A 19,516-nucleotide genomic window follows, 5' to 3' on the forward strand; every position below is an offset into this window, starting at 1 on the left:
CCGACACCTTATGAGGCGTTGAGCGCTTAAATAAGCCCTAAATGCCCAGCGTGAAATGCTAGGTGCTCATCAATGAATGACGCGATAAAGAAATAGCTGTGATCGTAACCTTCGTGCATATTTAGCGTTAGCTGTGTATTCGTTTTCTGGGCGGCATGCACAAGAGATTGCGGCTTTAGCTGCTCAGCGAGAAACTCATCTTTACTGCCCTGCTCTACAAGCAATGGTATCGAATGGGTGGCCCCTGCTAATAATTTCGCAGTGTCGTACTTTTCCCACTCAGATTCATCACTGCCTAAATAATTCCCCAACGCTTTTTGTCCCCATGGACAATCACTTGGGTTAGAAATAGGACTAAAAGCAGAAACAGAAACATACCGATTCGGGTTTCGTAGGCCAATCACTAATGCACCATGCCCCCCCATTGAATGGCCACTAATGGCTCGCTCTTTAGTCACCGGCAAATTGGCCTCCACAAGCTGTGGTAGCTCTTCTGTGACATAACTGTACATTTGGTAGTGAGTATTCCAAGGGGCTTGTGTCGCATCAACATAGAAGCCTGCGCCAAGGCCAAAGTCATACGCCCCATTGTCGTCGTCAGGGATATTATCTCCCCGTGGACTGGTATCAGGAGCGACAATGGCCATACCTAATTCTGAGGCCAACTTCATTGCTCCCGCTTTCTGCATGAAGTTTTGATCGGTACAGGTTAATCCAGATAGCCAATACAATACAGGCACCGGCTTATCTGCTGATGCAAACGGAGGGAGATATACCGCAAAAGTCATCTTGCATTGCGTCGTACTTGCTTCATGTTCGTAGCGCAAATGACGTCCACCAAATGCACGATTTTCACTAATTAGCTCCATTTTTGCTCCTTTAATCTATTAAATAGGGAAAAATTCACCGAAAGCCGCTCAAACAGTAAAGGGTCTATCGGATTTTAAATCAAGTTCGTTTACACTAAGCGCCTAATAATTGAGGTAAGTACGATGTTAAAAAGCCTGATGCATCACACAATTGGCACAATTTCCGTTATTTTTTACTTTTTAAATACTGTTTTATGGGCCACACCAATATTAATACTGTCAGTATTTAAGCTCATTCCTATTCGTTTTTGGCGGCGCTTTATTTCATACCTATTAGACGCCTGCGCCACGGCTTGGATAGGCGTAAATAACGTTAATCAACGGATCAGCAGTCGCACTACATGGCGCGTGGATGGGCTAGAAAAGCTCACGAAGAACGATTGGTACCTGGTGATTGCCAATCATCAATCATGGGTGGATATCTTGGTTCTTCAGCGTGTTTTCAACCGTAGAATTCCGTTTTTAAAGTTTTTCCTTAAAAAAGAGCTCATTTACGTGCCTATTTTAGGTCTAGCGTGGTGGGCATTGGATTTCCCATTCATGCGCCGATACTCCAAATCATTCTTGGCTAAAAACCCTCACCTGAAGGGTAAAGACATGGAAACCACTCGAAAAGCCTGTGAAAAGTTTCGTACTAAGCCTGTAAGTATCATGAATTTCGTCGAAGGCACCCGTTTTACTCAAGCCAAGCACGATAGACAAGCCTCTCCATTTAAACATCTTTTGAAGCCCAAAGCCGGCGGGGCCGCCTTTGTGTTATCTGCCATGGGCGATCAATTACACAAACTGATTGATGTGACGATTGATTACCCAGGTGGCGTGCCTTCATTTTGGGATTTTGTTTCAGGAAAAGTTAACGACATTCGAGTGAATATTAAAGTGACACCGATAAAAGATATTTTAGAAGGTGGCTATTTTAATGCCGATTATTTCGATGACCCTCAGGTAAGAAGCCGATTCCAAGGTTGGTTAAACGGTAAGTGGTCAGAGAAAGATGCTTTACTTGAATCTCTTAATGCAACGCAGAAGCCCTTATGATACGTGTAGTTCTCGCTCCATTTATTTTTGTTTTTCACACCTTTCTACAGATAACCAACCTCGCTTTTTGGGGAATGCTCATCATTATTTTGGGCTTGGTTAAGCTTGTCATGCCAAACGGAAAGATAAAAACGTTTTGGAATAAGATCATGCATGCGTGTATGTTTGCGTTCGGCAGAATTAGCGTGTTGATGATTCGTTTATTTAATAATGTACGGATTGAAAACCAAATACATGGTGAGTTAGCCAAAAATAGCTGGTATCTCATTATTGCGAACCACTTAAGCTACCTCGACATCATTTTATTGATTGAATTTGCCACTTATCGCATTCCAGCCCCGAAGTTTTTTCTTAAAAAAGAATTGATTTGGCTACCTTTCGTTGGTTTGGGTGCTTGGGCGTTGGACATGCCATTTATGCATAGGTACACCAAAGCTTATCTGGCTAAGTATCCCGAACGAAAGGGTAAAGACTTAGCCACCACCAAAGCGTACTGTGAAAAGTTTCGTACCATGCCAACCACCGTGATCAATTTCGTTGAGGGTACGCGCTTTACCCCTGATAAGCACAAGCTTAAGCAAAGTCCTTATCAGCATTTGCTTCCCCCAAAGGCCGGCGGTGTTTCTTTTACGCTTGCTGCAATGGGTGAACTTTTTACCAATGTGCTCGACATATCACTATTGTACCCAGAAAACAGGCGTCACCCCATGATGGCCATGCTAAGCGGTCAAATGACTAAAATCATTATTGACGTAAAAGTGACCCCTGTGCCAGAACTTCAACAGAGCTCATCGCGCAGTGAAGCTGAATTTAGAAGCTATTTTCAACATTGGCTCAATACCCTTTGGCAAGAAAAAGACACGCGTATTAACACATTACTGGAGCGATAGTTATGGAAGTTAGTTCGTCATTACGCGACGCATTCGTCCATTTGGTGAAAGATATCTTTCCCTCATTGACGACACAAGACCCGCTGTATAATGCCCTTGCGCTAGGGGCAATACTCACGGTTGCGCTTCTACTTTATATTGTGGCTCGATTAGTCGTGAGGCCGCAAATTGCTAACTGGGTGTATCGTACCAACAACCTTTGGGACAATGCGCTTCAAGAGCACGGCTTCTTTCGCCGCCTTATGCACTTGGTTCCTGCACTCTTTATATTCCTCATTACGCCCGTACTGATAGACTCCGAATCGGTATTGCATGGGCTAATGATAAAAAGTGCACAGCTTTACATGCTATACAGTGGTTTGCTGGGAGTATTTGCCCTGCTAAGCACGGTAGAAGATGTATATAACGCATCTGCCCTATCGAAACGAGCCCCTATTACTGGTTTCATCCAAGTGACAAAACTAGGGTTTGCCATCCTCACCATTTTGCTGAGTATTTCACTCATTGTAGACAGAAGTCCCCTATTGCTCGTGTCGGGATTAACCGCCATTGCCGCTGTTTTACTCTTGATTTTTCGCGACACCATTTTGGGCTTTGTAGCGGGCATTCAGATTGCCGCCAACCGCATGTTTAATACCGGCGATTGGATCACCATGCAAAAGTACGAAGTCGATGGGGAAATTCAGGAAATAGGGCTAACTAACGTCAAGGTGCAAAACTGGGATAAGACAATCTCTACGCTTCCTACTTACAGTTTAACCACCGAAGCGGTAAAAAACTGGCGAGGTATGCAAGAATCTGGCGGCCGTCGTATAAAGCGGGCAGTGTACATCGATATTCACTCAATCAAATTGTGTGATAGCGACATGCTAGATAGGTTCTCTAAAGTACGCTATATCAGTGAGTATATTGAGACCAAAACCAATGAATTACGCGCCTACCACCGAGACTACTCTATTGATGAGTCTGACTTACTGAACAGCCGCCGGTTGACAAACATTGGTACGTTTCGCGCCTATTTAGAAGCCTACTTGCGCAAGCACCCAAGAGTGAATCAAGAGCTCACCCTTATGGTAAGGCAGCTTCCCCCTAATGAATTAGGTTTGCCCCTAGAATTGTATTGTTTTAGCAATCGCAAAGAGTGGGTGGAGTATGAAAAAATTCAGGCCGACATATTTGATCACGTGATGGCGATGTTGGATATTTTCGATCTTAAAGCGTACCAGAGGGATGGACACCTTGCGCATCTCGCGCTTGCTTCCTCAAACCCTAACGCTGCACCAAACTCCAGTGACGCTGAATAGGCGGCACAAAAAAACCGGCATCATGCCGGTTTTTTTCGTTTTAGGCTGGCATTACGCGAGTGCGTAACCCATCACTAAACACACAATTAAACCTGAAACACCGAAAAAGCCGTATTCGATTTTTTCTTTCATCGCGTTTGCGCCAGTTTCAGTTGTCATAAAACTCATGATGATACTGCTAAGCCCCAGAGCGAAGGCCATAACGGCAATACCAAATAACACTGCGTTAATCCAATCGGTCATTACTTTACCCCTTAATTCTTCTGGCGTTATTATGCACGAATTCCAATAACTTGAACATGCTTCATCAAGGAATATTTTATCTATCAGACAAAGGTTTTGGGCTTACTTTGATCGTGGTCAAATTAACTAAAAACTCCGCATTGTCACTAACTGTTTGTATTTTCACCTTAATGAGAAATTGAAAACAAAAACTAAGCTACTGATAATTAATGACTTTAAATAATGGCATTGAGGTTGCTATCTAACCGTAAAGCGCTTTAACGGCGCCACCAGCTTAAATGACACAAGGACAATTCAAATGAAAACCTCTGCACTAGCCTCTCTTTCTTTATTAAGCGTGATGGTTATGTCCCCTGCGCTTGCCCACAATAACGAGTGCGATATTGAATTAAGTGGCCATATTCAATATCAACCCGGTTTTCTTACCGTGGAAATGGAAGACGGCGGAACCCTAACCATTGATGCCGCACATACGCTCACGATTAACCATGAGCCAATCTCCTTGAATAGCGAACAGCAAAAGTGGGTTGGCCAATACTACGACAATATTGATATGGCCATCCCTATGACCTTGTCTATTGCTTCAGAAGGTCTCGACCTTGCTAACGTTGCCGTTACTGAAGTGTTTGGAGAATTACTTGGTGAAGATAATGGGTTAACGCAAGATTTTGGCGAGCTATTTACCTCTCTAGAGGAAAAGCTAGCGCACTCGTTTTACGACGAGAACGGCACCATTTATATCGACTCCACTAAATTCGATGAGCCAGGTTGGTTTGATGAAAGTTGGGAAGCAGAATTTGAATCGCAAATCGAATCGTTGGTCTCTGAATCGATGGGACGCCTACTCATCGCCATTGGTACGCAAATGCTGTGGGACGGCGGCGATATGAGTGAATTTGAAGCTAAAATGGAACGCTTTGGCGAGTCATTAGAGCATCGTATGGAAGCACAAGCGGATGCACTTGAAGAAAAAGCAGATGCCCTTTGTGACGTTCTTGAAGAAGCCGACTATGCAGAGACAAAAATGCAAAAATCTATACCTGGGCTTAGCGAATTAAACCTGTTGGATATGGATAGTCATTCTATGAAAATGTGAAAAGTGTCCTAACGCATATCCCTTATTCGACATCAATGCTATGTTACTGTCCTTGTAGAAAAGGGGGACAGTATGTCGAATAAGGTGATAATTTGTGGTTATGGATGGCTTGGAGGCTATCTGGCTAATGCGTTGGAAACTAGGTCGCTAATAGCAACAACGCGAGATAAAACTAAAGCGCGTACCATACAGGAAAACGGGATAACCCCAGTGTTGTATACCTTGGGTGATGACAGTGCAGCCCTCGCCTCACATTTTCACCGCGCCACCTTAGTACTCAACATCCCCCCTGGGCGAAAAAAGCCAGAGCTATCAGAATTCACCCAGCAGATGAAAGCCCTTATTGATAAGGCTGTTAAAGCGCAAATTACTCATATTGTCTTTATCAGTACTACGTCAGTGTACGGCGATGCCAACAATGGCGTCATTGATGAAACTTCCACACCCCAGCCAGAGACAGCGTCCGCTGTAGCACATGTGGCCATTGAACAACATCTTCTCTTTCACGCCACCCACAATCACTGTAAGGTAAATATTGTTAGGTTGGCTGGCCTTACTGGCCCAGATCGTCATCCTATAAATAGTTTACGTGGCAAAACCTTACAGGCAGGGAATAAGCCCGTAAACTTAGTGCATGTTCATGATGTGGTTGCCGCCCTTACCTCCATGATTGCGCAAGTCCCCACGCAAAAGGTGTTTCATTTATGTAGCCTCTCTCATCCAAAACGTGGGGAATATTATACTCACGCGGCTCACCAGCGTAATGTGGAGGCACCCGAGTTTTCTGACACTGAGCTTCCGTTGCACGGCAAACAAATTGATGCAAGTCAAAGCTGGCAAGCCCTGGGCATAACACCTGAATACGCCCATCCAAATCAAATGATTTAAACAAAAACGCCCTCAGGTGAGACACCTGAGGGCGTTTTTTCACTACTGGATAAGGTTAAGCGTTATCCAAATAGACTCACGTCAAAATATTTTACTGCTACCGTATTGATGAAAATAACCAACAGAATAGCGGGGATAAAGGTTTTTAAGGAAATATCCACGTACTTCTCAAACCAGCCCCCTTTATAGCCATTGCTGCCCTCTGCCAGAGAGGCGTTGAAGTTTGCACTTTTCCAACGATAGATAACAAAAATACAAATCAGTAAGCCATTTAACGGCAGTATGGTTTCGTAGAATACATCAATGATGACATCAAAAAACGACTTATCTGCGCCAGCATAATGGGTAAAAGCGGTTAACGCGTCTACCTTGCCAAACGACAAGGAAGCTAGCACAGCTAAAGCAATCATAATGCTACCTAAAGACGCCAATGCCCATTTTCTACTGACGCCTTTTTCGTCCATTAAGGCAGCAACAGGCACTTCAAAAATGGAAACCAACGACGTTATAGCCGCGAAAAATACAAGTAAAAAGAACAAGCTAGCAACAATAGATGCGCCTACGTAGCCGACAGATTCTTGTAACGCCAAAAAGATATTAGGTAGATAAGTGAAAATCATACCTACAGAAGACTCACTTAATTCTTCTGGGTTAGTTTCTGGGTTAAACGAGAAAATAGCAGGAAGAATCATTAACCCTGCGGTAAACGCCACGGCCGTATCGGTAAGCGCAACCAATTTAGCCGAAGTAGGTACATCTGCTCGTTTATCAATATAGCTTCCATAGGTAATTAAGATACCCATGCCCAGCGATAGTGAGAAGAAGGCTTGTGACAAAGCACCATTCACCACAGACGCAGTAAGCTTAGAAAAGTCAGGTACAATATAAAACTCGACCCCCGCCATGGCATTCTCACGGGTAAGCACAAAAACCACCAACCCTAGCAGCATAACGAATAACGCGGGCATTAATAGCTTAGCCGCTTTTTCAATGCCTTCTTTCACGCCGCCTTGCAAAATGAGATACACCACCCCAACGACCACTGCCATATAGGCAAATATAGCTTCAGAATTAATGAATAGTCCAAAGGTATCGGGATTAGCAAGTGTTGCTAAATTACCGGTCACTGTTTCAAACAAATAACCGAAAATCCACACCGTAATAACCATATAGAACACAGCTATCATGAAAGGCGTGGCAATGGCTAACCACCCAGCGACTTTCCATTTTGATGATTGTTGACTAATGGCACTGTATGCACCTAAAGGGTCTTTTTTCGCGTGCCGCCCGACCGACATTTCGGCAAGCATAACGGGTAAGCAAATAGCAAAAACAAAGATGGCATACATAAGTAAAAATGCGCCCCCCCCATTTTTTGCTGCACCTACTGGGAAACCCACTAAATTACCAATACCCACAGCAGAGCCTGCTGCGGCTAAAATAAAACCTATGCGCGATCCGAACTGTTCTCTGGCCCCGCTCATATCCCTTCCTCTTGTTGAGTTATTGTTATATTACCGGGATGGCGATTTAAACATGTCTACGTTTGTGGCGTTGACTACACGGCTTAATGACGGCTTAACGTTTTGCAGTCACTTGAAAGCTCAACACCATTCCCATTAGCGCATGGTAACAGCAGTGTCACAAAAAGTCTTGAGTCTGAGAGGAATTGAAGTCACTAAACCCGTCACTACCAAGGTACAGGCGTGCCGTCCCAAGCGATAAAGTGACAAGGTTGGGTTCTGTCTAAACGCGATAGGTGCAGCAGCAACTGGCGCGCTGTGAATTCTGCAGTAAAAAGTTTATTCGCTTTAACGTTTCGTTGGAAAGGCTGTGACAGTGCCGTGTCGACTGTGCCTGGATGATAACTCACAAGTAGAGGTTGTTTTAGCCGCCGAGCATATTCTACCGATGCGGTTTTAAGCAACATATTAAGGGCCGCTTTAGATGCTCGGTAACCATACCAGCCTCCGAGCTGATTATCGGCAATACTGCCTACTCGAGCGCTAAGCGCGACAACGCTAGGTTGTTCTTTAGCCAGCACATTCACAAGGTATTTTAACCACAAGGCAGGAATAATACTGTTCACCGTAAAATACTGACCTAACGCCTCATGAGAGACATCTTCTAATCGCTTTTCAGGATGTAGGTTGTTCGATTCATCATGTAAAACGCCAGTAGCAACAATAGCCATTTTGATGGTCACACCACGAGCGTTCAATGTGTTTACAAAAGAAGATATCTGCGCTTCAGAATATTCCGCAAGGGTATGCACCTCCACTGAGCTCCCCCATGGGGGTGAGTCAATGGTTTGCCGAGAGACGGCAATCACATGTTCTCCGGCCTGTGACAGCGCAGACACTAACGCACCGCCAATGCCGCCGGATGCACCAACAACCAATAGACTATTTTTCATTTGGCTCTCCGGGAATACATCTAGCACACTGTCGCTTTTTGCCGGTTAGAAGATAAGAAATGGTATAGCGATGTTTCGCGAACTTGATATAACACCAATCCGCAATCACTTTGACACCAGGCCAACGCAGCGGTGCATACACCCACCCCATGCCAACAGCCTTCCAAGCCTGATGTGTAACATCAAGACCGGTAATGATTCGTCCATCAGGAAGTTGCCCATGAATCCTTGCATTCAGTGCGTGCCAGTCTAAGTGTGGGTAAGTCTGCGCAAAAGACGGAGATTGAATGTCGACTAAGGTCAGCTTGTTGTGCTTATCACGTTTACGTAAATGACGCATTTCAGCGTGACATAATGGGCAATATCCATCGTAAAAAATTATCAACTGCGTCAACCTCTGGTGAGATGTGTTGTTCTTAATAAAGCGGCGTGGGTAACGGCTTTTAGGTGTTTAAAAGGGTTATACGTGAAAAAAACTTGCTTGGATGACTTGAGATCCTCACTTTCCACACCCACACTGAAGGCTATAAATAATATGAGGTTTCCCTAATGGCAAATTTACAAGTCGCTACCCTTGCGGGCGGTTGTTTCTGGTGTATAGAATCTGCATTTAATACCGTTGAAGGCGTAGTAAAGGCTTTATCGGGTTATGCCGGTGGCGAAAAAAATGATCCTACGTACGAAGAGGTTTGTTCAGGAAATACTGGGCACGCGGAAGTGGTACAGGTGACTTTTGATGCTGACATCATCAGTTACAGAGAAATATTAGAAATATTTTTTGCACTGCATGACCCTACGCAGTTAAACCGCCAAGGTAACGATATTGGCACCCAATACCGTAGCGAAGTGTTTTATCATGACGAGGCGCAAAAAGCAGAAGCCTTGGCCATTATTGATGAAATCGTTAACGAAGAGATTTGGCCAAACCCCATGGTTACTAAGGTAACGGAAATTAATAACTACTACGAAGCTGAAACTTACCATCAGGATTATTTTAAAAATAATCCGCAAAACCAATACTGCTCAATGGTGGTTGCACCTAAGCTCGCCAAGTTTAAAAAGACGTTTGCAAGCCGTCTACGTAAAGACTAACTGTCCCATACCTAGTGCGCTGTGCTGCAGGCTGCATTACCCTTTAGGTAAGCAGCCTGACAACTCATTAATGAAACCACGCGTCTTTTAAAGGCAAAGAAAATAATAAAGGCGCATAAGCCTGATAAGCCGCACTTTCTCCATCACAAGTAATATTCTTCAAGTAGTTCTTTTTCCACGGGTCGTTAACAAGCCATAGGGTATTATCTATTACCGCAAGGCCTTCAATAGATGCGTTGTCCATGGTGTAGGGTTCACAGGCATTTGTGGTGTCTACCACAAATGAAAGCGGCACCCGTTTAGTGTCAACATTATTGTCGGTATCGATAATCCACAGTTCATCATCATTTCTCGCTGCCGCTAACAAAAATGTGTCAGTGCTTTGAGGCGGAGTATAAAGAGTTAAGCCATTAATCGGATGAGCGCCTGATGCAAAACTAGGTAAGGTCAGGCTGGGCTCTTCTAGTGCGGCAAAGCCAGTGTGCGTCCAAAACTCATCATCAATAACAAGGCTAAAAATGCGTGGTTGACCTGCCTTGTCTTTTTCTAACGCCAGATACAAGGTACCGCTATCATCCATTGCCATGCCTTCAATACCATCGTTGGGGAAATTACCCACTTCCATTGATAAGGCATATTGCAATGGGCGTACATGGGTCATTTCTACTTTACCGCTATCGTCTCGCTCAAGTCTAACTAACAAGGTAGGGTAATCGGTGGACCCTGTGTCTTCATACTTTTTCTCACATCGACTGGAAAAAGTCCCTGTACGTGTGGCGTCTTCCGTCACTGTGTACAACACATTTGGGTTTCTTGGGTCTACTGCTAGCGCTTCTAAATCTGGCGCATTCGTCAGGTAGGCATTAAAGCAACTGCGTTTTACCCGTGAAGACAAACTAAAGCTATTGCTAGACCCGGTTAACGTTGCTGAATCTGGCGCGATAAAATGTAATTTGCGCTGTTGCGCTTCTAATGCACTGCCATCGGAAATTGACACTAATTGACCTTGAAACGCAATTAAGCCAGACGTTTGTGGGTCAGCCATAACCTGATCATTCTCATCCAAAATCCACTTACCGTGAGAAACGATGCTTTCACTTTCCTGCTGTACGATGATGGGTGGCTTACTTTCACTACAAGCAAACAAAGACAGGCTAATAAAAAGAGAAACAACTAATCGTTTATACATAAATGGGAGTCCCGTGAAAAATTTGTAACCGAGTATATCTGGCATACCGTTTAATTCCAAAAAAGAGTAAGGTAAAGCAATGCGTTAACATCAATGTGACAGGAGTTAGTTATTTCTATTCATTCTTTACCTGCGGTCATTGCTGGGCCAATTGTAAGACGTGTTTCAGAAAATGCGTGTCACATATGGTTAGTGACCCAAGACGCACCAAGCATCACCCTGTCGTTATCGCAACAACAAAACACGATAACAGGGCAAACTCAGTGTGAATATGTTCAAGTTGGCACGCACGCCTTTATCACCTTACTCTCGTTTTCCAGTGAAGAAGCTTTTATCTCGGGTTGCCCCGTGCATTACGCGCTACATTTTCACGATGAAGCCTTACAAGCTAAGTGGCAGAAAGAATGCCAGGCATTGCTGTACCCTAGACAACAGCATTTGAATTTCGTTTATACAAAAACACCCACCAGCATACTTCATGGCTCTTGTCGTAAACCCCATTACGATGGAAGTGATGCGCTGGCGCAAGTGGACACCCTTATCGCCAACAGCTTTGACAACGAGAGAGAGCGGCCTGATTTGCTGCTTATGACTGGCGATCAAATCTATGCTGATGACGTAGCCGGCCCAATGTTGCAAGCCATTCATCAAGTTATAGCATTGCTAGGTATTACAGAGGAAGAACTTGAAGGCGCGCAGATTTCTCATTCCAGCGAATTAGCCTCGCATCCCCATTGTTTCTACGAACGAGAACAGCTTCTGCCACAAATTGCCACTAACACGGCGCTATCTTCGCTTTTTTTCGGCGCCAAGAAAAAACCCATTTTTACCTCAGTGAATGCACAAAACCACCTCATTAGCTGTGCGGAAGTTATGGCGATGTATCTATTAGTTTGGTCACCCCTTTTATGGGCGCGTATCAAAATAAGTGACGTCGGAATTAGCCCAGCGCATTTAGCTGTATTTAAAAAAGAACAGCAAATTTTAGAGGGCTTTGTCGCCACCTTACCCCAGGTAAGACGAGCAATGGCTCACACCCCGGTTTACATGATTTTTGACGATCACGATGTCACTGACGACTGGAACCTAACCCGGGGTTGGGAACAAGAAGTGTATAACAACCCTTTTTCTAAACGCATGGTGGGTAATGCCCTCATTGGTTACTTGTTATGTCAGGGTTGGGGCAATTTGCCCGGCGCCTATACGCACCTGATTAAGCAAGCTAAACAGCATTTTGCAACCCAAAGTATTACTTCCCAAAACGCGCTTATCGATGCACTTCTTGACTTTGAGCATTGGGATTACACCGTAGACACCACGCCACCGGTTGCCGTCATGGATACCCGCACTCAACGTTGGCGCTCGGAATCAAGTATGAATAAACCCTCCGGATTAATGGATTGGGAAGCCCTGTGTGAATTTCAACACGGTATTATTGGAAAAGAAGCCGTCATTGTAGTGTCAGCCGCCCCCATTTACGGTGTGAAATTCATTGAGGCAATTCAAAAAGTGTTCACCTTTTTTGGTAAAGCGCTTACCGTTGATGCAGAAAACTGGATGGCACATAAAGGCACTGCCAACGTTATACTTAACATTTTTCGTCATTATAAAACCCCGCCTGAATTCATTATTTTGTCCGGCGACGTACACTACTCCTTTGTTTATGATGTACGGCTACGCTTTAGGCGCAATAGCCCTCACATTACTCAGTTCACCTGCAGTGGATTGAAAAACGCCTTCCCCGAGGGGCTTATCCGCTGGCTAGACCGTTTAAATCGCATGTTTTACGGCTCTTCCTCGTTACTTAACTTATTTACTCGCCGTCGCAATATGTCGGTAAAAGCACGAGCCCCCTCACAAGGCAGCGGAGAACTCTACAATGGTTGTGCCATTGGCATACTTAAATTGTCAGATAAACATCAAGAAGTCATCTGCAAGGCTTTGTTGAGCAGTGGGAAAGAGGTAGAATTCCCCCCCATTAAAGACGATTAGTTAGCGACAACGAGGTACGTCATGAGTGATAAAGCATTGTCCATTGGTATTTTTTACGGCTCAACCACATGCTACACCGAAATGGCAGCAGAAAAGATCCAAGCCCAGTTAAATGCTTTATTCGACGATGATCTGGTTGAAATGCATAACATCAAAGACGTTAACCTATCAAAAACACGCGAATTCGATGTGGTATTATTTGGTATCTCGACCTGGGATTTTGGTGAACTTCAAGAAGATTGGGAGTCACATTGGGACGACGTTTATCGCCTCGATTTATCTGGAAAAATCATCGCCCTGTTTGGCTTGGGTGACCAGCTAGGCTATGGTGATTGGTTCCAAGACGCACTAGGTATGCTGCACGATGCCATTGCTCCTATGGATTGTCGCATTATTGGATACTGGCCTAATCAAGGCTACGAATTCGCAGAGTCTAAAGCCCTGACAGAAGACAAAAGCCAATTTGTTGGCTTATCGCTTGATGACGAAAACCAATATGACCAATCTGAGCAGCGCATTGCCGATTGGTGTGAACAGTTACTTCTAGAACTTGCGGATTAATATTGAACCAAGGCAGATTACACCAAGGGTTTTATCGTAACGGCCCTAGTCACCGAGACGGCGCAGACGTTAGCTTTCAAGACATTCGTAAGTTATTTAACTTTTCCACGATTACCGTGGGCCGCTGGGTGACCCGTGAAGAGCAACAAATAGCAGCCAATCTGTTCTTTGACGCTTTATACGACTTAGCCGCAATACTGAATGTAAATGAACAAGTCATTTCACTGAACGGATCTTTGTCGCTTGCCTTTGGCAGTGGCGGGCAAAAAAACAGTAGCGCACACTATAATAGCGCTAAACGTCAATTGGCACTGGCAAAAAATGCGGGAGCAGGCGCTTTAGCTCACGAGTGGTTTCATGCCTTTGATCACTATATTGCCCCGCGGATGTTTACCGGTATAGGATCCGGCGACTTTGCATCACACGCCTGGCTTGATAACGCAGATCTTATTGATCACCCCCTAAATAGACGGTTAAGCAATTGTTTCTCCAAGTTATTTTTAGATCAAAATAAGCCAAATGACTATTTTGTTCGATCAGTAGAGGCTGATCGCGCGTTAAAAATGTATTATTATGCTATGCCTCAAGAGATGGCGGCTCGCGCTTTTGAGGCCTGCGTGCAAGATCACGAGATTAAAAACGCGTTTCTTGTGCAAGGAACAAAAAAATCAACGGAAGCTAGACTTGGCATTTATCCTCATGGTAATTTGCGTATAGTGTTGAACGAAGCACTAATGTTGTATTTTTACCAATTAGGTGTGGCCATTTCACGCAAACAAACCTAGTTTGTTGTTTTATTACCGTGAAACTGAGCAATTTTCCAGCAACAAGTGTTAATGAGCCTGCTGATTTTTACAAAACCCTGTTTATTTTTGTAACAACCAGTATACTAAAGCGCTCGAACGTAACAGAAGAAAGAAGACGAGATGAAAAGAAAAAAGCATACCTCGACTGAAGACGAGGCTCAGATTGATATGACCCCCATGTTGGACATCGTGTTCATCATGTTGATTTTCTTCATCGTAACGACCTCGTTCGTGAAAGAAAAAGGGTTAGATGTAAATCGTCCAGAAGATAACCAAGCTAAAAACGACAAGCCTTCAAAAGCGTTGTCTATTCGTATTACTGCCGATGGCACAATTATGATGGGCGGACGTGAGGTAGATGTTCGTCGTGTTGTAGCAAATACGCAAACGTATCTTGCTGAAAACAACACCGATTCTGCGGCTATTCAAGCAGACGAAGATACCGAGCACGGTACCGTGGTTGAAGTTATGAACCAAGTTAAAATAGCAGGTATCGAAAAAGTATCTGTGCTAGTGAAAAAGAGCTAGCCACTTACTCATATCTCTCATAAAAAGCTGCCTTAGGGCGGCTTTTTTCGTATGGGGGTTTATACCAAAGTATCTCTTGTTTACTAGTTTGATTTTTGGTCAGATCGTACTATTCGGTGTGTCTGGAAATCCATGTTGAAAACGGTTCCAGGCTCAGATGTCACTGGAGCCAAAAATGAGAAATACCCTATACGCCGCACTGGTGAGTGTCGCCACTTTAAGTGCCCCACCGCAAGACAAATCCCACCCGCGACCTTGTTGCTTCGTACACGATACTTCATTGGCCGGCATTCAACACCGCCTTAAGTAGTGGTGTTGCTACGCAATTTCGTCACAATACTGATTAAATTACTGATGTTGAAAAGCGTGCCGAATATACTTCCCACTGAAATGGCGTAAATGAGGCCAAGGAATTCCGCCAGTAAAAAGTACTTTCTGATGGTGACTGTGTCTCGAATGACAATTGACCCTACCGTAAAAATCAGCGACGAAGCATAGGCAACTAAGATTATTGCCCCATGATTCAAGTAAAACCATTCATATAACAGGAAGGCGATATTCGCGAAAACGAAAAACACCAAGATATACGTACTTCTATTTTTTAGCGCTATGAGGTTTCTAATGCTCGCCAAGCCTGTTCCAACACTTGCAGCCATTGCACCGAGTAAATAGAAATGAACACTGAGTGCGGCTAAAGCAATAGCAGAAATAAGTAGGTACCTATCAACATGGTTTTGACGGTATCCAATAAAATTAAGTACCAGTGCAATAGCACCAAACGCTTCGGCAATAATCATCATTAAGCTGTTCTCATTTTACGTGATACCTAGAAAGACAAGTAGAACCCTTGGCACAAGGATTTGAACTGGGGGGTATACTGATTGTTAGCCTGACGAATAACTAACGTTTCTCTGCGAATATCTACCTGGCTATCATTTTTACTAAACATATACCCATTTACATAGGGCGAAGAGGTTTCACTATGCTGAACCTGCATAATACGCTGGGCAAAAAGGTGGTGCCTTGCGCCAGTTTCAACAATGTCAGTTTCACTTTCAGAGGGATAAAGGCAATAAAATCGCCCTTCAGGGCTTAGCAATTCAGCGACCCTTGAAAATAGTGATGCTGGCGAAAGGTGGCTAAATTGACGTGCCACCTGCCTATTAACGGCTTGAGTTTGATACGCCTGTGTTGGCGCTGCGGGCGTTTCAAAATACGGGGGGTTACTCACAATCAGGTCGAAACGAGACGCTATGGCGGCATTAATGTCTCCGCAAATCACATCAATCTTGTTTGGCCATGGACCGTTCTTGACGTTTTCTTGTGCTTGCATAGCGGAATCTTCGTCAATATCAATAGCCATGATATGAGCACGGTCAGCACTTTTTTGCGCCAGCATTAACGCCAAAATGCCCGTGCCTGTGCCAATATCCAACATGGTTTGTGCCTGGCCTACCTCGACCCAACTCCCCAATATCATACTGTCAGTACTGACTTTCATGGCGCACTTATCTTGTTGCACCGCAAACTGCTTACATCTAAACACTGTCACTACACTCGAATAGTTTGCTTGCGAGCATCGAACCCACCCCTTTGTTATTCATATTTCATTGTCTGCTGTTCAATGACCCTTTCACCGACAGGACGGTCTCATTGCCACGCCTGTAACGCCACCATATTGTGGGCGACATCCTCGGGTTTTACTGGGCGATATTTTTTTAGCGCCCCCTGCAAAACATGTTGCCAAATAGGCGCGGTTTTTTGGGCAATATCTTCAAGAAAGCGACTGTCTTCTCGTGCGCCTAGCAGTAGCGATGGCCTAACTGCCGAGGCATTGGGCAGTTGCGACATCCCCATAATGGCATTTTCTAGCTCGCCCTTTACCCGCAAATAAAAATGACGACTTTTAGCATCGGCGCCCACAGAAGAAATCCACACAAAGCTATTCGCCCGTTGAGCGCGTGTCAGTTGCGCAGCAATATGAACATATTCAAAATCTACTTTTCTAAAAGCCGACTTGGAGCCTGCCGCTTTGAGTGTGGTGCCTAAACAGCAATACACATGATTGACGCTAAAATAACCCTGGTAGTCTTGCAGCATCTCAAAGTCGATAACCACTGGCCGCAATTTATTGTGCGGGTCGTGAAAAGCCGACGCGCTTAAAGGCCTTCTCACTAAACAGGTGACTTCGCTGTAGCGATGATCGTGCAACAATAAATTGACTAATCTTTGACCGACCAAACCTGTCGCCCCCAGCACCATTGCAGATTTCATGCTTCCTACCTTGTATCATGTAATAGTTTCTCTACAATCAAACCTTCGACAGATAAAATATGCAGATAAAAATGAAAAAAGCCCTTTTTATTGGAGCCGCTATGCTCTCTACTGTTTTACATGCAGAAACGCTCACTATTGAGCGCATTTTCTCTTCTCCATCGCTAGACGGTAACGCCCCTCGTGCACTAAAAGTATCGCCTGACGGCGAGCGTGTGACCTTTTTAAAAGGTAAAGCATCAGACTACGAGCGCCTCGACTTATGGGAATACCATATCGATAGTGGCGAAACTCGCATGCTGTTTAATTCTAACGATTTACAAAGTGGCGAAGAGATCCTCTCTGATGAGGAAAAAGCCCGCCGCGAACGTATGCGTTTATCCGGAAGCGGTATTGTCAGTTATCAATGGTCTGACGATGGTACTGCGCTACTGTTTCCGCTAGGTGGTGATGTTTATTACCACAAACTCGGCGAAAAGGGCGCAAAGCAACTGCTTGATACAGATGCCTTTGAAACCGACATTAAGTTATCGCCTAAAGGCAATTATATCTCGTTCATTCGCGATCAAAACCTTTATGTAAAAAACATTAAATCTGGCGAAGAAAAAGCCATTACCACAGAAGGTGGTGGCAACATTAAATTCGGTATGGCCGAATTTGTCGCGCAAGAAGAAATGGGCAGAATGACCGGTTATTGGTGGTCACCAGACGAAACCTACATTGCATTTACTAAAGTAGATGAAACCCCGGTAGATGTGATTACTCGTTCTGAAATTTACGCAGACGACATCAAGCTTATTCAACAAAAGTACCCTAAGGCGGGTACCCCAAACGTACTCATCGAACTGGCGATTCAAAACCTGCAGAGTAATGAACGTACCTGGGTTGATTTAGGTGAAGACAAGGATATCTATTTAGCACGTGGAAAATGGATGCCAAATAGCACAACCTTTACCTACCAATGGCAAACCCGTGATCAACAAACCCTTGAACTGCGTGCCTTTGATGTTGCCGACAAATCCCAACGTGTATTACTCACTGAAACCAGTGACACCTGGGTTAACTTACATGATGACCTTTATTTCCTAAAAGACACGTCACAGTTTATTTGGGCCTCAGAGAAAGACGGCTTTAAGCACTTATACCTGTATGACAACAAAGGTAATCTGGTTAAGCAATTGACGAAAGGGGATTGGGTTGTTGATAGCGTAAAAGCCATTGACACCAAGTCGCAGCGCCTATTTTTCTCTGGGCGCAAAGATACACCGCTTGAGAGCCATGTTTATAGCGTCCCTCTTACCGGTGGCGACATTGAACGCGTCACAGAACTTGGTGCCTATCACAGTGCCACGTTCAGTAAAGACGCTTCTATTTTTATCGATCGCTTTTCTACCATTAACTCTCCCCCTCAGGTGAGCTTAAATGACGCAACAGGTAAGCGCATTACCTGGCTCGAAGAGAATCGCGTTGAAAAAGGCCACCCGCTTTATGCCTATAAAGAGAGCTGGACAGCCCCTGAATTTGGTGAAATCACCACAGAAGACGGTGCTACGCTGCAATATCGTTTGTTCAAACCTGAAAGTGCCATTCAACACCCTCAGAAAAAGCATCCCGTTATTGTGTATCTGTATGGCGGCCCTCACGCGCAAGTGGTCACCAACAGTTGGGCCGGTAACCGTGGGTTGTTGATGCAGCATTGGGTAGATAAAGGCTATGTTGTCTTTACCTTAGATAACCGTGGTTCAAATTATCGTGGTAAAGGTTTTGAAGATCCTATTTATAAGAAAATGGGATTTATCGAAGTAGAAGACCAAGTGGCTGGCGTGAAGTTTTTACGTACCCTTCCCTTTGTTGACGCTGAACGTGTGGGTGTTCATGGCCATAGCTATGGCGGCTACATGACATTAATGAGCATGTTCAAAGCGGGTGATTACTTTGCGGCAGGTGTATCGGGGGCGCCAGTGACCGATTGGCGTTTATATGATACCCATTACACAGAACGCTATATGGGCAACCCAAAAACCGATGATGAGGCATACACGGCATCGTCTGTAATCCCCTATGCAAAAGACCTGAAAGGCGACTTGCTGATTTATCATGGAATGGCTGATGACAATGTATTGTTTACCCACTCCACAATGCTTTACAAGCACTTACAAGACATGGCTATACCTTTTGAAACCATGGATTATGTAGGTAAGAAGCACAGCATTCGAGGCAAACAAACCGGTATACATCTTTACAAGACGATTACCAACTTCTTCGATCGCAACCTGCAACCGTCGAAATAGCTATAGGGTGACCTGCTAGGTAACTTGGCGTTTCATCAA

General features: G+C 44.4%; 20 protein-coding genes. 11 read left to right on the forward strand and 9 right to left on the reverse strand.

Annotated features, from left to right (window positions below; translation table 11 throughout):
* Positions 1–26 precede the first annotated feature (26 nt).
* Entirely contained in the window at positions 27–869 is an 843-nt protein-coding gene (gene fghA / locus EP13_RS15670; RefSeq protein ID WP_044058103.1) for an S-formylglutathione hydrolase, read from the reverse strand.
* 123 nt (positions 870–992) lie between these two features.
* Between fghA and EP13_RS15675 the strand changes: the two genes are divergently transcribed.
* From EP13_RS15675 to EP13_RS15685, 3 genes are read left to right on the forward strand one after another with little or no spacing between them, the layout of a single operon-like run.
* A complete protein-coding gene (locus EP13_RS15675; protein WP_044058104.1) occupies positions 993–1,907 on the forward strand; it encodes an acyltransferase in 915 nt (304 codons plus the stop codon).
* Complete coding sequence (locus EP13_RS15680) at positions 1,904–2,797, forward strand: acyltransferase (RefSeq protein WP_044058105.1); 894 nt, start codon at positions 1,904–1,906, stop codon at positions 2,795–2,797. Before EP13_RS15675 ends, EP13_RS15680 begins: the two co-directional genes overlap by 4 nt.
* A gap of 2 nt (positions 2,798–2,799) precedes the next feature.
* Positions 2,800–4,101, forward strand: a complete 1,302-nt coding sequence (locus tag EP13_RS15685; RefSeq protein ID WP_044058106.1) for a mechanosensitive ion channel family protein — start codon at positions 2,800–2,802, stop codon at positions 4,099–4,101.
* Positions 4,102–4,152: 51 nt separating this feature from the next.
* On the opposite strand, the gene EP13_RS15690 is transcribed toward EP13_RS15685, so the two are convergent.
* Positions 4,153–4,344: a hypothetical protein gene (locus tag EP13_RS15690; protein ID WP_044058107.1), complete on the reverse strand. Its 192-nt coding sequence runs from the start codon at positions 4,342–4,344 to the stop codon at positions 4,153–4,155.
* A gap of 298 nt (positions 4,345–4,642) precedes the next feature.
* Between EP13_RS15690 and EP13_RS15695 the strand changes: the two genes are divergently transcribed.
* The gene (locus EP13_RS15695; protein WP_044058108.1) at positions 4,643–5,440 is read left to right on the forward strand and encodes a DUF2884 family protein; all 798 of its coding nucleotides are present in this window, start codon (positions 4,643–4,645) and stop codon (positions 5,438–5,440) included.
* A 72-nt stretch (positions 5,441–5,512) separates the two neighbouring features.
* The gene (locus EP13_RS15700; protein ID WP_044058109.1) at positions 5,513–6,328 is read left to right on the forward strand and encodes an NAD-dependent epimerase/dehydratase family protein; all 816 of its coding nucleotides are present in this window, start codon (positions 5,513–5,515) and stop codon (positions 6,326–6,328) included.
* A gap of 62 nt (positions 6,329–6,390) precedes the next feature.
* Here EP13_RS15700 and EP13_RS15705 read toward each other — a convergent pair whose 3' ends face one another.
* From EP13_RS15705 to EP13_RS15715, 3 genes are all read right to left on the reverse strand, one after another.
* Positions 6,391–7,812, reverse strand: coding sequence for a sodium-dependent transporter (locus EP13_RS15705; protein WP_044058110.1), 1,422 nt, complete (start codon positions 7,810–7,812; stop codon positions 6,391–6,393).
* Positions 7,813–8,018: 206 nt separating this feature from the next.
* Complete coding sequence (locus EP13_RS15710) at positions 8,019–8,744, reverse strand: SDR family NAD(P)-dependent oxidoreductase (protein ID WP_044058111.1); 726 nt, start codon at positions 8,742–8,744, stop codon at positions 8,019–8,021.
* On the reverse strand, positions 8,734–9,129 hold the full coding sequence (locus EP13_RS15715; RefSeq protein WP_044059064.1) for a thiol-disulfide oxidoreductase DCC family protein: 396 nt from the start codon (positions 9,127–9,129) through the stop codon (positions 8,734–8,736). Before EP13_RS15715 ends, EP13_RS15710 begins: the two co-directional genes overlap by 11 nt.
* Before the next feature lie 164 nt (positions 9,130–9,293).
* On the opposite strand from EP13_RS15715, the gene msrA reads away from it, so the two are divergent.
* Positions 9,294–9,836 carry a peptide-methionine (S)-S-oxide reductase MsrA gene (gene msrA, locus EP13_RS15720; RefSeq protein WP_044058112.1) on the forward strand — a complete coding sequence of 181 codons (543 nt, stop codon included), beginning with the start codon at positions 9,294–9,296 and terminating at the stop codon, positions 9,834–9,836.
* A 67-nt stretch (positions 9,837–9,903) separates the two neighbouring features.
* Here the strand turns inward: msrA and EP13_RS15725 are convergent, their stop codons facing one another.
* The gene (locus EP13_RS15725; RefSeq protein ID WP_044059065.1) at positions 9,904–11,025 is read right to left on the reverse strand and encodes a hypothetical protein; all 1,122 of its coding nucleotides are present in this window, start codon (positions 11,023–11,025) and stop codon (positions 9,904–9,906) included.
* Between the two features lie 183 nt (positions 11,026–11,208).
* On the opposite strand from EP13_RS15725, the gene EP13_RS15730 reads away from it, so the two are divergent.
* The 4 genes from EP13_RS15730 to EP13_RS15745 all read left to right on the forward strand — a co-directional run bounded on the left by EP13_RS15730 (position 11,209) and on the right by EP13_RS15745 (position 14,912).
* Complete coding sequence (locus EP13_RS15730; RefSeq protein ID WP_231497963.1) at positions 11,209–13,017, forward strand: metallophosphoesterase family protein; 1,809 nt, start codon at positions 11,209–11,211, stop codon at positions 13,015–13,017.
* 21 nt (positions 13,018–13,038) lie between these two features.
* Positions 13,039–13,578, forward strand: a complete 540-nt coding sequence (fldB, locus tag EP13_RS15735) for a flavodoxin FldB (RefSeq protein WP_044058114.1) — start codon at positions 13,039–13,041, stop codon at positions 13,576–13,578.
* Positions 13,578–14,363, forward strand: a complete 786-nt coding sequence (locus tag EP13_RS15740; RefSeq protein ID WP_081869522.1) for a CLCA_X family protein — start codon at positions 13,578–13,580, stop codon at positions 14,361–14,363. The genes fldB and EP13_RS15740 overlap by 1 nt, the downstream gene beginning before the upstream one ends.
* A gap of 141 nt (positions 14,364–14,504) precedes the next feature.
* On the forward strand, positions 14,505–14,912 hold the full coding sequence (locus tag EP13_RS15745; protein ID WP_044058116.1) for an ExbD/TolR family protein: 408 nt from the start codon (positions 14,505–14,507) through the stop codon (positions 14,910–14,912).
* 302 nt (positions 14,913–15,214) lie between these two features.
* Here the strand turns inward: EP13_RS15745 and EP13_RS15750 are convergent, their stop codons facing one another.
* The 3 genes from EP13_RS15750 to EP13_RS15760 form a co-directional block, all read right to left on the reverse strand.
* Positions 15,215–15,712, reverse strand: a complete 498-nt coding sequence (locus tag EP13_RS15750) for a YgjV family protein (RefSeq protein ID WP_044058117.1) — start codon at positions 15,710–15,712, stop codon at positions 15,215–15,217.
* Positions 15,713–15,738: 26 nt separating this feature from the next.
* Positions 15,739–16,434, reverse strand: a complete 696-nt coding sequence (locus EP13_RS15755; RefSeq protein ID WP_052364450.1) for a tRNA1(Val) (adenine(37)-N6)-methyltransferase — start codon at positions 16,432–16,434, stop codon at positions 15,739–15,741.
* A gap of 128 nt (positions 16,435–16,562) precedes the next feature.
* Positions 16,563–17,186, reverse strand: a complete 624-nt coding sequence (locus EP13_RS15760) for an NAD(P)H-binding protein (protein WP_044058118.1) — start codon at positions 17,184–17,186, stop codon at positions 16,563–16,565.
* A gap of 71 nt (positions 17,187–17,257) precedes the next feature.
* Here EP13_RS15760 and EP13_RS15765 point away from each other — a divergent pair, with 71 nt between their 5' ends.
* On the forward strand, positions 17,258–19,477 hold the full coding sequence (locus EP13_RS15765; protein WP_044059067.1) for a S9 family peptidase: 2,220 nt from the start codon (positions 17,258–17,260) through the stop codon (positions 19,475–19,477).
* Positions 19,478–19,516: the final 39 nt, after the last annotated feature.

The sequence above is a fragment of the Alteromonas australica genome (assembly GCF_000730385.1).
Classification (GTDB): domain Bacteria; phylum Pseudomonadota; class Gammaproteobacteria; order Enterobacterales; family Alteromonadaceae; genus Alteromonas; species Alteromonas australica.

Bases quoted from the DNA above. Each gene is read 5' to 3' on its own strand.
- EP13_RS15705 (WP_044058110.1), bottom strand. From the start codon at position 7,812: ATGAGCGGGGCCAGAGAACAGTTCGGATCGCGCATAGGTTTTATTTTA.
- fldB (WP_044058114.1), top strand. From the start codon at position 13,039: ATGAGTGATAAAGCATTGTCCATTGGTATTTTTTACGGCTCAACCACA.
- EP13_RS15760 (WP_044058118.1), bottom strand. From the start codon at position 17,186: ATGAAATCTGCAATGGTGCTGGGGGCGACAGGTTTGGTCGGTCAAAGA.
- EP13_RS15725 (WP_044059065.1), bottom strand. From the start codon at position 11,025: ATGTATAAACGATTAGTTGTTTCTCTTTTTATTAGCCTGTCTTTGTTT.
- EP13_RS15695 (WP_044058108.1), top strand. From the start codon at position 4,643: ATGAAAACCTCTGCACTAGCCTCTCTTTCTTTATTAAGCGTGATGGTT.
- msrA (WP_044058112.1), top strand. From the start codon at position 9,294: ATGGCAAATTTACAAGTCGCTACCCTTGCGGGCGGTTGTTTCTGGTGT.
- EP13_RS15675 (WP_044058104.1), top strand. From the start codon at position 993: ATGTTAAAAAGCCTGATGCATCACACAATTGGCACAATTTCCGTTATT.
- EP13_RS15700 (WP_044058109.1), top strand. From the start codon at position 5,513: ATGTCGAATAAGGTGATAATTTGTGGTTATGGATGGCTTGGAGGCTAT.
- EP13_RS15690 (WP_044058107.1), bottom strand. From the start codon at position 4,344: ATGACCGATTGGATTAACGCAGTGTTATTTGGTATTGCCGTTATGGCC.
- fghA (WP_044058103.1), bottom strand. From the start codon at position 869: ATGGAGCTAATTAGTGAAAATCGTGCATTTGGTGGACGTCATTTGCGC.
- EP13_RS15745 (WP_044058116.1), top strand. From the start codon at position 14,505: ATGAAAAGAAAAAAGCATACCTCGACTGAAGACGAGGCTCAGATTGAT.
- EP13_RS15680 (WP_044058105.1), top strand. From the start codon at position 1,904: ATGATACGTGTAGTTCTCGCTCCATTTATTTTTGTTTTTCACACCTTT.
- EP13_RS15710 (WP_044058111.1), bottom strand. From the start codon at position 8,744: ATGAAAAATAGTCTATTGGTTGTTGGTGCATCCGGCGGCATTGGCGGT.
- EP13_RS15765 (WP_044059067.1), top strand. From the start codon at position 17,258: ATGAAAAAAGCCCTTTTTATTGGAGCCGCTATGCTCTCTACTGTTTTA.
- EP13_RS15750 (WP_044058117.1), bottom strand. From the start codon at position 15,712: ATGATGATTATTGCCGAAGCGTTTGGTGCTATTGCACTGGTACTTAAT.
- EP13_RS15685 (WP_044058106.1), top strand. From the start codon at position 2,800: ATGGAAGTTAGTTCGTCATTACGCGACGCATTCGTCCATTTGGTGAAA.